This is a genomic window from Frondihabitans sp. GW821-FHT04F02, assembly GCF_059420045.1.
On sequence record NZ_JBWKSZ010000003.1, the window covers coordinates 419,353 to 432,310 of the forward strand.

Annotated in this window: 13 protein-coding genes; 10 read left to right on the plus strand and 3 right to left on the minus strand. The window is 71.2% G+C overall.

The features are described 5' to 3' along the window. Nucleotides 1-10 precede the first annotated feature (10 nt). The 3 genes from AC07TY_RS10730 (at nt 11) to mscL (ending at nt 1,555) form a co-directional block, all read left to right on the plus strand. Entirely contained in the window at nt 11-592 is a 582-nt protein-coding gene (locus tag AC07TY_RS10730) for a 5-formyltetrahydrofolate cyclo-ligase (protein ID WP_488625605.1), read from the plus strand. A 24-nt stretch (nt 593-616) separates the two neighbouring features. Further along, nucleotides 617-979, plus strand: coding sequence for an FmdB family zinc ribbon protein (locus tag AC07TY_RS10735; RefSeq protein ID WP_494785335.1), 363 nt, complete (start codon nt 617-619; stop codon nt 977-979). Between the two features lie 69 nt (nt 980-1,048). Then, the gene (gene mscL, locus AC07TY_RS10740; protein ID WP_123506363.1) at nt 1,049-1,555 is read left to right on the plus strand and encodes a large conductance mechanosensitive channel protein MscL; all 507 of its coding nucleotides are present in this window, start codon (nt 1,049-1,051) and stop codon (nt 1,553-1,555) included. Nucleotides 1,556-1,682: 127 nt separating this feature from the next. On the opposite strand, the gene AC07TY_RS10745 is transcribed toward mscL, so the two are convergent. Both AC07TY_RS10745 and AC07TY_RS10750 read right to left on the minus strand, forming a co-directional pair. Continuing rightward, the gene (locus AC07TY_RS10745) at nt 1,683-1,886 is read right to left on the minus strand and encodes a hypothetical protein (protein WP_494785336.1); all 204 of its coding nucleotides are present in this window, start codon (nt 1,884-1,886) and stop codon (nt 1,683-1,685) included. Nucleotides 1,887-1,890: 4 nt separating this feature from the next. Beyond that, entirely contained in the window at nt 1,891-5,712 is a 3,822-nt protein-coding gene (locus tag AC07TY_RS10750) for an AAA family ATPase (RefSeq protein ID WP_494785337.1), read from the minus strand. Nucleotides 5,713-5,879: 167 nt separating this feature from the next. Between AC07TY_RS10750 and AC07TY_RS10755 the strand changes: the two genes are divergently transcribed. From AC07TY_RS10755 to AC07TY_RS10770, 4 genes are all read left to right on the plus strand, one after another. Next, nucleotides 5,880-6,269, plus strand: a complete 390-nt coding sequence (locus AC07TY_RS10755) for a hypothetical protein (RefSeq protein ID WP_199738263.1) — start codon at nt 5,880-5,882, stop codon at nt 6,267-6,269. An 86-nt stretch (nt 6,270-6,355) separates the two neighbouring features. Then, on the plus strand, nt 6,356-6,544 hold the full coding sequence (locus tag AC07TY_RS10760; protein WP_123506366.1) for a YegP family protein: 189 nt from the start codon (nt 6,356-6,358) through the stop codon (nt 6,542-6,544). 76 nt (nt 6,545-6,620) lie between these two features. Further along, complete coding sequence (locus AC07TY_RS10765; RefSeq protein WP_494785338.1) at nt 6,621-7,241, plus strand: DUF4166 domain-containing protein; 621 nt, start codon at nt 6,621-6,623, stop codon at nt 7,239-7,241. Nucleotides 7,242-7,260: 19 nt separating this feature from the next. Further along, nucleotides 7,261-8,238: an epimerase gene (locus tag AC07TY_RS10770; RefSeq protein ID WP_494785339.1), complete on the plus strand. Its 978-nt coding sequence runs from the start codon at nt 7,261-7,263 to the stop codon at nt 8,236-8,238. Between the two features lie 203 nt (nt 8,239-8,441). Here the strand turns inward: AC07TY_RS10770 and AC07TY_RS10775 are convergent, their stop codons facing one another. Then, nucleotides 8,442-9,662 carry a GAF domain-containing protein gene (locus tag AC07TY_RS10775; RefSeq protein ID WP_494785340.1) on the minus strand — a complete coding sequence of 407 codons (1,221 nt, stop codon included), beginning with the start codon at nt 9,660-9,662 and terminating at the stop codon, nt 8,442-8,444. Nucleotides 9,663-9,824: 162 nt separating this feature from the next. On the opposite strand from AC07TY_RS10775, the gene AC07TY_RS10780 reads away from it, so the two are divergent. Genes AC07TY_RS10780 through AC07TY_RS10790 form a run of 3 tightly spaced genes read left to right on the plus strand, consistent with a single transcriptional unit; the run spans nt 9,825 to nt 12,667 of the window. Further along, nucleotides 9,825-10,859 carry a permease gene (locus AC07TY_RS10780; RefSeq protein WP_494785341.1) on the plus strand — a complete coding sequence of 345 codons (1,035 nt, stop codon included), beginning with the start codon at nt 9,825-9,827 and terminating at the stop codon, nt 10,857-10,859. After that, the gene (locus tag AC07TY_RS10785; RefSeq protein WP_494785342.1) at nt 10,852-11,619 is read left to right on the plus strand and encodes a TIGR03943 family putative permease subunit; all 768 of its coding nucleotides are present in this window, start codon (nt 10,852-10,854) and stop codon (nt 11,617-11,619) included. The genes AC07TY_RS10780 and AC07TY_RS10785 overlap by 8 nt, the downstream gene beginning before the upstream one ends. Continuing rightward, nucleotides 11,600-12,667 carry a hypothetical protein gene (locus tag AC07TY_RS10790; RefSeq protein ID WP_494785343.1) on the plus strand — a complete coding sequence of 356 codons (1,068 nt, stop codon included), beginning with the start codon at nt 11,600-11,602 and terminating at the stop codon, nt 12,665-12,667. Before AC07TY_RS10785 ends, AC07TY_RS10790 begins: the two co-directional genes overlap by 20 nt. The last annotated feature ends 291 nt before the right edge of the window (nt 12,668-12,958 follow it).

The following is a 12,958-nucleotide window of genomic DNA, read 5'->3' on the forward strand; positions in this document are numbered from 1 at the left end:
GATTGCGGGCATGACCGATCCCGTAGGCGATGCCAAGCGCGTGCTTCGCAAGGAATTACGCTCCCGACGCCGCGCAATGACTGAATCCGAGGGGGTCTCAGCAACTGAGGCGCTCACGACGCACCTGGTCGGCTTGGCCTCCGAACTGGGGGTGTCGTCGATGGCCGCCTACCTCTCGGCGATCAACGAGCCGAACACCCGGCCCTTCCTGAACTGGGCCAACGAGCAGGGCATCCGCGTGCTCTTCCCCATCACCCGGGCCGACGGACTCCTCGACTGGGCCGTCTCGACCGACTTCGAGTCCGAGACGGAGGGGCTGTTCGGTCTGCCCGAGCCCGTCGGCGAGATCCTGAGCCCCATGGCCATCAACGACGTCGATCTCATCATCGTGCCGGCCGCCCAGATCGACCACTCCGGCATGCGGATGGGCTGGGGAAAGGGCTACTTCGACAAGACCCTCGGGTCGATGGCCCGGCGCCCGCCGGTTTATGCTGTGGTGTTCGACTCCGAGTACGTCGAGTCGGTGCCCAGCGAGCGGCACGACCAGCCCGTCGACGGCGTCGTCACCCCCTCGGCCGTCCACCGGTTCTGACCCCCTTCTCTCCCTGAGGACCCTGTGCCCACCTATAGCTACCGCTGCACCGAGTGCGGCAACGCGTTCGACATCCAGCAGTCCTTCTCCGACGACTCCCTGACCGAGTGCCCCGTCTGCGGCGGCAAGCTGCGCAAGATCTTCTCGGCCGTCGGCGTGACGTTCAACGGCTCCGGCTTCTACCGCACCGACTCGCGCGCCAAGCCGGCGGGAGGGTCGGAGTCGTCGGGCTCATCGAACTCGTCGGGCGGTTCGTCGTCGTCGGGCTCGTCTTCCGAGTCCAAGGGCGCAGGAACGTCCGGCTCCTCCTCGAGCACCTCCGCCGCCCCGGCCTCCAAGCCGTCGGGCTCGGCCTCCTCCTCCGGCGGTTCGACTTCGTCGTCCTGACACCGATACGCTCCTCGTGGTTGAGTCGACGGAGATTCGCGTCCTGATCCCCGACCCGAAGGAGCACCCGTGAAGGGCTTCAAAGAGTTCATCCTGCGCGGCAACGTCATCGACCTGGCAGTCGCCGTGGTCATCGGCGCTGCGTTCACCGCCATCGTCACCTCGCTCGTGACGAACATCTTCAACCCGCTGATCGGCGCGCTCTTCAATGCGTCGATGCTCGACGAGGCCCTCAAGGTCGACATCCCGACCGTCGCCGGCGGAAAGCCGGCGACGCTGATGTTCGGCGCGGTCATCGGCTCGGCGATCAACTTCATCATCATCGCGGCGGTCGTCTACTTCTGCCTCGTCCTGCCGGTCAACTCGCTTCTGAAGCGGGCCTTCGCGAAGCAGCAGCAGGAGGAGGGCAAGCCTCAGGACACCCCGCCGACCGACGTCGAGATCCTCAGCGAGATCCGCGACCTGCTCCGCGCGCAGAACACGTCGCTCAGCGACACGCACGGCACGCACGCCGCCGAGGTGACGCCGCCCACGGCGACCGGCACCACCGGAGTCCCCGGGATGCCGTCGGCATAGCCACGCCCCTTCGCGCCAAATGCCCCGAGGGCCATCTCGCCGCGTCCCCCGTGGGTGCGACCGTCCGCAGGACAGATCTCATGAGCGGCAAGCACTGAGGCCGACCCCGCGGCGCCAGCCGCCAGGACTACCAGTGGGGAGGCTTGTTCGCCTTCAAGCGCTCGTCGTTGGCCGAGCTGTCGACGCGGCGGTCGGACGGCGCGGGCGTGGGGTCGGTGCCCGGGGCGGGCTGGGTCGTGACTCGGCGGCCGCGCCGGCGGAGGCCGTGGACGGCGGGGGCGGGGAGTTCCTGCGCCCGATCGCCCTCGGCAGGCCTCTCGTCGGGTGACACGGGCTCAGGCGTGGTTGACGTGCCCGCGAGCCGACACGACGGGGACGGGCTGGGTGTGCGTGGCGCCGATGCCGAGGACGTCCGCGATCCGCGTGGCGACCGCGTCGGGATCGGTGAACAGCTGGAAGGCGTGAACGCGCACGTAGTGCCAGCCGAGGCGGCGCAGGATCTCGGGTCGCTCGCGCAGCGACTCGCGGAGGCTCGACTCGACGAGGGTGGAGTCGGTCTCGATGGTGACGCAGACTCCGTCGTTGGCGCAGACGAGGCCGAGCTTGCCACGGTGCCCGAGGGCGACCGGGATGCCCTTGGCCTCGAGGCGGCGCGCCAGGTCGACGAGCATCGGGTCGGAGTCGTCGGGCACGTGCTCGGCCGACGTGCGCACCTGGACCTCGGTCAGGATCTCGGCGAGGGCGACGGTTCCGTGGCCCATGCGCCCGGCATCGATGTCGCTCGGCTGGAAGCAGGTGACGATGACCATCGACCGGCGGGCCCGCGTCATGGCGACGGCGAGGAGCCGTTCGCCGCCGGGCTGGCCGAGCGAGCCGAAGTCGCTGAGCACGCGGCCGTGCGGGGTGCGGCCGTAGCCGATCGAGAAGATCACGTGGTCGCGGCTCTGGGCGACGCTCTGCTCGAGGGTCGCGATCGTGAACGGCTCGCGGCGCTCTCCGATGACGAACTCCGTCAGGTCTTTGTGACCCGAGATCGCCGACAGCACGGCCTGCTGCACGCGGATGGCGTGCTTGGCGCTGGCGGTGATGACCATGAGCGACTCGGCAGGGCGCGTGCGGGCGTGATCGACGACGAGGGCGACGACGCGGTCGACCTCGGCTTCGACGCTCTCGACGGCTCCGGACTCGGGGTCGGGCACGGCGGTGCCGCCGCTGACGTAGTCGAGCGAGATGCTGCCGTGGCCGAGGAAGCTGCCGGCCCAGGGAAGCGACTCGATGCGTCCGCCGTAGAAGCGGCGGTTGACGAGCTCGGCGAGGTCTTCGCCGCCGGCGCGGTAGCTGCGGGTGAGCGACAGCGTGGGCAGCAGGGTCGAGAGGCGGGCGAGCGCCGATTCTTCGTGGAGGCGCTCGAGTCGCGACTCGGCGGTGGCGACGGCGTCGAAGTCGTCGGCCGAGTCGGCGGCGTGCGGCTTGCGCGCCACGGGAGCCTCGTCGACGAACGGCGGGATCGCGATCGAGAAGTCGGAGGGCGTCTCGGTCACCGGGTCGCCGAAGGCCACCGTCTGCCGGCCGCGGCGGATGGCCCCGACGTTCTCGGCCAGGGTCGTGGCTCCGGCGTCGACCAGGATCACCGTGTCGAACGGGACCGTGTCGGCGATGCGGTGCACCTCGTACGGCGACGCCAGCCAGACCGGCGCGACCGAGCGCGCGAGGTGCGGCGCGGCGTCCTGCAGCAGGCGGCTGGTGACGTGGTCGTGTCGCAGGAGCTGCTTGAGCTGGGTGGCCTCCTCGGGCCAGTCGACCAGGCCGAGCTTCCAGTTCTCGGCGAGCTGCCACCCGAGCTGCTGCGCGCTGCCGGCGGCGTGGGCCTCGTCGACCAGACGGAAGTCGGCCTCGAGGCGGTCGAGCATCGCGGTGTTGGCGCCGAGCAGGGCCCGGTCGGCCTCGAGCAGCGACTCGAGGGCGGAGCGCCACCAGGCGAGCTCGAGCTCGGCCGCGACCTGCGTCTCGGGCACGTGGCGGTTGGCGAGGTCGGTGACGAGCGGCGCGAGCTCCAGGTCGCGGAGCGTCGTCATGAGCTCCGTGCGCTCCTGCAGGTTGTTCAGAACGTCGCTGTCGGCGGCGAGCACCTCGAGCTTCTGACGCAGCTCGTCGATGCCGATGGCCTCGAGCAGGTCCTCTCCGGAGAGGCCGAGCGGCTTGTCGAGCTGGGCGAGATCGTCGGCGACGTGCTTGTAGAGCGCGATGGTGTCGGTGACGCCGGTCGGCACCTCGGGCGGCGTGCCCGCGGCGACGTAGCGCTGCCAGAGGATCCGCTGCTGCTGCACCTTCTGGAGGGCCTCGTGGAGGTCGGGCACGTGCATTCCCGGGCGGACGTACTCGCGGGCGAGCTTCTTGAGGCGTCGCCGATCGCCGCCCGACATCCGGTCGGACGACGTGCGGCCGCTGGTCGCCTCGATCAGCTCGGTGACGCTTCGCTCGAAGACCACGGGCAGGAACTTGTCGAGAGTGTCGCGCACGTCGGCCAGCAGTCGCAGGTAGATGCCGAGCTCGTGGATGCTGACGTAGGGCCGCATCCGCGTCGACCCGACGACCTCGTTGGCGCGCTCGAGCAGGTGCGGCACGTCGCGGTGGTAGAGGTTCTTGGCGAGCTGGTGCGCCTGCCCGGCCGTGACTCCGCCGGAGCTGCCGTCATCGAAGCGCGCGCCGTACCAGGGCGAGTCGCCCGGTCCGTACAGGAACTCGCCGAGGTTCGCCGCACCCACCATGGTCTCGGCGACCCGGCCTCGGCCCTCCACCATCGACTCCACGCTGTGACGGCTCAGGCGCGCGGTCGTGGCCGGCGCCGCGGGCAGGAGCGCGAGGCGCGCGAGCTCCGTGAGGCAGTCCAGCACCGAGACGCCGAGCACGGGGTCCTGGCGCGAGAGGGCGCCGCGGTAGTCGACGAGCACGCGGCGAAGGCGCACGAGGGCGTCGTCGACCTCGGCCATGCCGGCCTGCTTCGCCTTCTCGTTGCGGCCGATGGCGCGGATCACGTCGCGACGGAGCGTGGCCGGCGACACGGCGACGCCCGGCAGGCCGATCTCGGTGAGGCGCGAGCCGATGCCGCGCAGGGTGGCGCGGCGGGCGCTGACCACGAGCACGCGCTTGTTCTGCGCGACGAGCGTGCCGATGGTGTTGACGATGGTCTGGGTGCCGCCGGTGCCGGGTAGCGTCTTCACGACGACGGAGTTGCCGGCGGTGATCTGCGCGACCACGCTCTCCTGCTCGGGGTCGGCGTCGAGCAGGAGCGTGTCGGTCTCGGGGCTGCGTTCGTCCTGCGGCGTCGGCGAGACGGGGCGGTACGACGAGCGGATCTGCTGCTGCGCGCTCGGGTTGCCGGCGAGCGCGTCGAGCACGGGGTGGCTGAGCTCGCGGGCGTCCTCGACCATGAGGTCGGCGACGGCGGCGAACGACGAGACGACCAGGCGGGGCTGCACGGTGAAGTCGTCGATGTGGGCGGTGAGGCCTCGGAGGCGGTCGATGACCGGGTTCGGCGTGAACGAGCCCTCGCGGTCGGCGAGCGCGACGAACGCTCCGGCGTCGAGCGAGATGCCGAACTGGTCGTGGAGCGCGTCGGCCAGCGCCGGGTTGAGGAAGGGCGAGCCGAGCAGCTTGACCTCGAAGTCGCGGCCGGATCGGCGGATCGCGAGCGGACGCAGGAGCAGCGGGGCCCGGTACGACTCCCCCGCGAACACCCACTGCGCGATGCCGATGGCGAGGTGCACCGAGTCAATGCCGCGGACGGTGGAGAGCTCGAGCCCCTTCGCCGCGATCTCGCCGGCGGCGACGCGGGCGGAGCGGAGCGCGAGGTCGTCGCGGATCAGGCTCGACAGGAAGGTCTTCTTGCCGGTGATGAACTGGGCGAGGCCGCCGGGGTGCGTCGTGCTCAGCTCGATGCGGGTGCGCGGGGCGTCGCGGAAGTGGAGGAGCGTGGACTCGCCGCCGACGTCGGCGAGGCGCGACCGCCAGGAGTCCCACGTGGGCTGGGCGACATTGCCGACCGACAGCGTCGGGTCGCCGAGGCTCAGGGTGTGGGGCATCGTGGCAGGACCAGCGGACGGCGCACCGGACTCTTCTCCGTCGCCGCCATCCTGCTCACTGTCAGCACGCCACACACCTCGACCTTAAGGCGTCGCCCTGGGGAATGCCGGGAGGACGGGCGGGTTTCTGCCAGGCCGAGCCCGACGAGCGCCCGACGGTGATCGTTTACATATCGATTCGTAGGCTAATATGCGCATATAAACCCGACTTCGCCCCGTACATGTAGATGACTTGGAGTCCCATGCCGTTCGAACAGAAGTACACGCCGGAGACGCGCGAGGCTTCGCTGGCCCGCGTGCTCGAGCGCCGCGAGGCCGAGCCGGGCAACCGCGCGATCATCCGCGAGACCGCCGAGGAGTTCGAGGTCGGCGAGCAGTCGCTCCGCGGCTGGATCCGGGTCCACGAGAAGTTGACGACTCCGGAGCCCGAGGCTGCTCCGGAGGCGGCCGCCGCTGCCGACGAGCCTGCTCCCGAAGCCGTCGCCGCGCCCGAGGCGCCCGTGCGCCGCGGCCGTCCGCCGGCCAGCGCGGCTGCCGACTCCCGGGTGGCCGAGCTCGAGGCCGAGGTCGCCAAGCTCCGCCGCGATCGCGAGACTCTCAAGAGCGCTCTCGCCGTCCTGCTCTCCGAGTAGTTCTGCTCCTTCCGATGCACCCCCGCCGGCCCTAGGCTGAGGCCAGCCGGCCACGGCGGTCGGTGAGATCGTCCGAGAGGTGCGCCATGGCCAGCAAGTTCGTCCTCACCAGATCCGACTCCGGCGCGTTCCACTTCACCCTCGTGGCCTCCAACGGCGAGGTCATCGCGTCGTCAGAGATGTACTCGACGAAGGGCGGCGCTCAGAACGGCATCGACTCGGTACGCCGGGCGGCCGCCGACGCCATCGTCGACGACCAGACCGGGTCGAACTGAGCGGCTTCTGACCGCTGACTCTCGACGCCGAAGGACGCCTGCGCCACTCGAGCTCCCGCAGCGCTACCGTCGGGGCATGGCGTCGCCCTACGAGATGGTCCTGGGAGCCGAGCTCGGTGCGCTGCACCCGCGGCTTCGGGCGTACTTCGGCGCGATCCCGGACGGGTCCGTCGGGCGCGGCCACGGGGTGTTCGACGCCGTCGGGACGCCGCGGCGGTGGCTGTGGCCCGTGCTGGCGCTGCTCGGCCTCGAGGGCGTCGCGTTCCCGGGCTGGGCGACGGACGTCCCGTTCGACGTCGAGAACCGGCCGATCCGGCTGGCCGACGGCACGATCGGGGTGGCTGCCGTGCGGACGTTCCACCTGCCCGGCCGCACGCGGCGCATGGTCGACGCGATCATGGCCGAGGCGCGTGGGCTCGTCGACCACCTCGGCCCGCACGGCCTGGTGAGTGCCGACCTGGAGGCCGACGTGCGGGATGGCGCGCTGACGATGCGGAGCGTCGGCGTGGGGGTCGGAGGCGGGCGCGCGCGCCTCGAGTTCCTGCGCCCTCTTGCACCGAGGGTGGTGCTGACCGAGCGCTTCGACGACGACCGCGAGCAGCAGCACGTGTCGATCGCGCTGACTATGCCGATCATCGGAAAGATCTACGAGTACAGCGGGTACTTCGAGTACGCCGTGGTACCGGAAACGTCATAGCAACGGGGGATCTATTTACATGAGCACATATCGAGAACGTATCGTCATCGCGGGCGCGTCGGGCTTCATCGGGCGGCACCTCGCCGAGGTGTACCGCAGCCGCGGCGCCGACGTGAAGCTGATCGGCCGATCCGGTCCGGATGCGCGCTGGGGCGACACGGCGGCCATCACGCGGCTCGTCGACGGTGCCGACCTCGTCGTCAACCTGGCCGGCAGGAGCGTCAACTGCCGGTACGACGAGGCGAACCGGAGCGAGATCCTGCGGTCGCGGATCGACACCACCCTCGAGCTCGCTGAGGCAATCCGCGCCGCCGCCACGCCTCCGCCCCTCTGGCTGAACTCGTCGACCGCCACGATCTACCGCCATGCCGAAGACCGCCCGATGACCGAGGCGACCGGAGACATCGGATCAGGCTTCTCGGTGTCGATCGCCACGACCTGGGAGTCCGCGTTCTTCTCGGGCGACCTGCCGGGCACCAGACGCGTCGCCCTGCGCATGGCCATCGTGCTCGGCAACGGCAGCGCGCTCGTGCCCCTGATCAACCTCGCCCGGTTCGGCCTCGGCGGCCCGCAGATCGACGGCCGCTGGCCCGCGTCGGCGGCGCGGACGAAGGCCGGCACCCACCACGCGTTCGGCACGAGCTGGGGCCGCCAGAAGTTCAGCTGGGTGCACATCGACGACGTCGTCGGGAGCATCGACTTCGTTCGCGACCACGCCGACATCGACGGGGTCGTCAACGTGTCGTCGCCGAACCCCAGCGACAACCGCTCGATGATGCGCGATCTCCGCCACGCGCTGGGCGTGCGCCTCGGCCTGCCGGCGACGCGATGGATGCTGGAACTCGGGTCTGCCGCGATCCGCACCGAGGTGGAGCTCGTGCTGAAGAGCCGGTGGGTCGTCCCGGAGAGGCTTCAGCAGGCCGGGTACCGGTTCGAGTACCCGTACCTCGACGTGGCGCTCAAGGCGATCATCGCGGAGCGGGCGGCGGCTTCGTAGGGGTCGCTGGTCGCGCGCCGGGCCCCGAGTCGCGAGGTGGCCCGCGCCGTCGGGTCCGAGCCGCCGGCGCGACGCCCCGGGCCATCTCGTGGAGTCGGGGCGGTGCGGGCGCGGGCGGCACCTCTCGCGAGGTGGCCCGCGCCGTCGGGTCCGAGCCGCCGACGCGACGCCCTGGGCCATCTCGCCGCGGGCCCGCCCGCGGCTCACACCCCGACGGGCTCCGGCATCGCCAGCTCACGCTGCACCGACAGGGCGAGCTCGCGCAGCAGCACGAGGTCGACGCTGTCGGCGGTGCGCGGGTTCGGGTCGGTGACGCACAGGGCGCCGATGCGGACGCCGTCGGGAGTCTCGACGGGGTGCCCCGCGTAGAAGCGCACGGCCGGGTGCGTGACGAAGCGGTCGTCGTGCCAGACATCGGGCACCACGAACGGCACGCCGCTGGTGATGGTCACGGCGCACATGGCCCCGCGGAGCGGGACCTCGGTCATGCCGACGCCCGAGTACGACTTGTTGAAGAGGCGGTCCTCGTCGACGATCGAGAACGCCGCTCCGGCCGTTCCGAGCAGGATGCGGGCGCGCTCGGTGATGTCGTCGAAGCGCTTCTCGGGCGGGGTGTCGAGGATTCCGAGCGAGCGGATCGCGGCGAGGCGCAGGTCGTCGCTCTGCGGCTGGTTGCGGTTGCCGCGAGCCGTGCGGCCTCGCACGACGTGCTGGTCGAGGAGCGGCGCGAGCAGGTCGGCGTGCGCGGCGGCCCACAGCCGGAACCCGGCTGCGGCACGACTGCCGGCCCCGGTGCCCTGCGCAGGCCCGTCGAACACGGGCAGCTCAGGCGGCACCACGAAGTGGATGCGCTCGCGCTCCTCGCACAGGTGGCGCGACACGCGGTCGAGCTGCGCGGCGTGACGATCGACGATGCCGCCCTCCCTGACGCTGAAGGCGGGGATGGAGCTGGGGCGGTGGATTCCGACGACGAGAATCTCGGCGTTCTCGTGGGCGTGCGCCTGGATCGTGTCGAGCAGCTCGGCGAGGCCGCGCTTCCAGCGGGTCGGCGACATCAGGCGGAGGGCGTCGCTCACGCCGAGGATCACGACGATCGCATCGTAGATTCCGAGGCGCTCGGCGGGGAGGGCCGACGCCGCCGACTCGATGGTGAGCTTCGGGTCGGCGACCGCGTCGACGTCGACGCCGCGGCCGGTGTGCGCCGAGATCTTCCGCGCGAGCTGGCCGGGCAGCGCGAGGTCGTGGCTGCGGACGCCCCAGCCGACGGCGGCGCCGTTGCCGAAGACGAGGATGCGGTCGGGGTCGATTCCGGGGGCGTGCGCGCGAGGCGCATCGTCGGGTCGCGGCATGGAGAGGCGTCCGCCGACGGCGCCGTAGCGGCTGCGGAGGAACGGGAGGACCGCGTGATGAAGGATCGACTGCACGGTTCACACTGTCCTCGCCACGACAGGTGTCGATCAATCCCCACTAGGGGAGTCCGCACATGTGCGGACCCGGCCCCGCCCCACCGCGCCGCACCGCACCAGGAGAAAGTGAGCCGCGTGTTGCGACCGGGGCCGAGCGGCGCTGACGGCTACCGTCGGGGCGTGACCACCACCGAGGCGCACCGCGAGCACGCGCACGGCACCCGCGCGGGCGGCGGTCGGCTGCTGGTGGCGGGGGTGGGCGCGATCGTCGTCATCGCGCTGGCGCGGATCGGGACGGCGACGCTTCCGGCCGGGATCCTGCCCGACCGCCTGCAGGACTTCGTGACGCTGACGGTGAGCGTCGTCGTGGAGTCGATGCCGTTCGTCGTGCTCGGGATCCTGCTGTCGATCGTCGTCCAGGTGTGGCTGCCGGCGGGGTTCTTCGCCGCGTGGCTGCCCCGCAACCCGGTGGCGCGTCGGGCAGTCGTGTCGCTGCTGGGCGTGCTCCTGCCGGTGTGCGAGTGCGGCAACGTGCCGCTGGCGAGGGGGCTGGTCGCCAACGGGTTCTCGGTGTCCGATTCGATGACCTTCTTGATCGCGGCTCCGATCGTCAACCCGATCACCATCGTGACGACCTACCAGGCGTTCGGCTGGAGCGACGGGATCCTGGTGTCGCGCATCGTCGGCGGCTTCCTGGTCGCGAACCTGCTCGGCTGGCTGTACTCGAAGCACCGCGACCAGGACGCCCTGCTGACGACGGCGTTCGCGCGCGAGTGCCGGATGCCCGCCGGGAGCCACGACGGCCACTCGCACTCGCGGGTGGGGTCGTCGGCGGGGCTGTTCCGGCGCGAGATGACGACCATGCTGCCGGCGCTCCTCGTCGGCGCGGCGGTAGCCGGAGGCGTGCAGACCCTGGTGCCTCGCAGCGTCCTCCTGACCCTCGGATCGAATCCGGTGTGGTCGATCCTGGCGATGATGGCGCTCGCGTTCGTGATCTCGATCTGCTCGAACGTCGACGCCTTCTTCGTGCTGCCGTTCGCCTCGACCTTCCTGCCGGGCTCGATCGTCGCCTTCCTGGTGTTCGGGCCGATCGTCGACATCAAGATGCTGACGCTGCTGCGCACCACGTACCGCCCGGCGGTGCTGGCGCAGATCGGCGTGGTCGTGGGGCTCGTGGCAGCGGTGCTCGGCCTGGTGGTGAACCAGATTGCGTAGCCGCAGGAACTGGCCCGGCCTCGCCCTCACCCTCGTGATCGGCACTGCGACCCTGTGGCTCGCCGCCACCGGTCAGCTCGTCCTCTACATCCACCCGCGCTACGTCGTCTTCACCGTCGTCATGACGCTCTGCGGCATGGGGCTCGCCCTCGTGGCGCTGGCCCGCAGCGGCGACTCCGACGAGCAGGACGAGCACGCCGCAGCCGACGGCGGCGGGGCCGGCGCCGCCGACCTCCCGAGATCCCGCCGCCCCTCCCCCGTCGCACTCGGCGCCGCCCTCGTCGTCACCCTCATCGCCGTCGCCCTCGTGGTCCTGCCGCCCGCCGTCCTGAGCAGCGCCACCGCCTCCACCCGCGGCCTGGGCGCCGCCGTCACGACGACCGGAAGCATCCGCACCGACGGCGCCACGGCGAAGTACACCGTGCTCGACTGGGCGTCGAAGCTCCGCGCCTCGACCGACATCGGGTCGTACGAGAACGAGAGCGTCGACGTCACCGGGTTCGTGAGCCCGTCGCCCGACGATCCCGACGACACCTTCTACGTGACCCGCTTCGTCATCACCTGCTGCGCCGTCGACGCGCAGCCGGTCGGCGTGCCCGTGTACGCGCCGGGCTGGAAGGACTCCCTCAAGGCCAACCAGTGGGTGCGCATCCAGGGGGCGTTTGCCACGAACCTGAGCGCCGCGTCGTCGGCCACGATCGCGCTCGTCCCGCGCGCCGTCTCGAAGATCGACCAGCCGCATGATCCGTACCTCTACTGAGCCGCGCACCGACGAGGCTCCGTCGAACCGCTCGTTCGTGCGGACCTTCGCGGTCACGATCGCCGTGCTCGCCCTGCTCTGCGCGGGCCTCGTCGCCGTCGCGCACAGCCAGGGGCCGAGGCTGAGCGAGACGATCGTCGACGGCCGGGCCGTCACGCTGCGGGCCGACCAGCAGGCACGGGTCTTCCTCGACGAGTCGGTCGCGACGGTGAGGGCGGAGCAGGTGGCCGTGTCGCCGGCGGCCCGCTTCGCCGTGACCACGCAGGGCACGGTGGTGGCCGTGCAGTTCCTGCACCGGTTGGACTACGACACCCGGTACCGGGTGACGATCCGCGGCGTCACGAGCGTGTTCGGCTCGCGCGCGGCGACGATCTCGACGGAGTTCACGACCGGCAGGGCTCAGGTGCTGACACTCGACCGGAATCCGGCGGGGCAGGATCGCATCGTCCGTGCCTCCATGAACGCCGTCGGCCGCTCGGTCGTCTACCAGGCGCGGCGGATCCAGGCGTACGCGCCGATCGGCTCCGACCTGGTCGTCGTCTCAGACGACCGCCGCACGTCGCGGATCACCGTCGTCTCGAGCGACGGGACGACCGAAGACCTCCTGCTGCCCGGCCCGGGGCTGGTCACCGGATTCGCGCTCGACGCGCCCACGGGAGTGCTCGTGTTCCGGTTCACGGCGCGGGGCACAGCGACGAAGCTGTACACCATCTCGCTCACCGGAGTCCACACGTCGGCGCCCTACGCGGGCTCGACGCTGCCCGCGGACGACGCGAGCCAGGGCGCCGCGCCGAGCCTGGCGGCCGACTCGCGCTCCGTCGTCGTGAGCGGGCGGACCGTCTACACGGCCACGAAGGGCGCCCGGCTGTCGCAGCTCGGGTCGTCGCCGAACGGGCAGTTCGTCACCGTCGTCAGCGCCCCCGCGAGCGCCGCCTCCGACCGCTCCACGATCGATCCGGCGCCGGTGGGAGCGACCACCCTCGTCGTCGACCGCTCGTCGGGCGCCGTCGTGGCGAGCTTCGCCGGGTCGAGCCTGCGCTGGGGCTGACGCGCCCGCTGGCGGCTGCCGGCCGGCCGCCCCGCCCCACCGCCGCCGCCGCCGCCGCCGAAGGGTCGCTCGTTGTCTTGGGCGACCCTGAATCGGGCAAGGAGCGACCCCTCGGCCCGCCCTACAAACCGACCAGCGGTTAGTAACGAAGGTGTAACGAGTCCGGACAAACGACGCGAAACACCATTAGCGTCGTCAGCTGTGCCTAAAGCCAGCGAGGGTTTTCTCGGGGCTTGATGTACGACTGTTGTTGTTTTGCGCCTCGAGGTTCCGTTCGCCTGAGCGGATCTG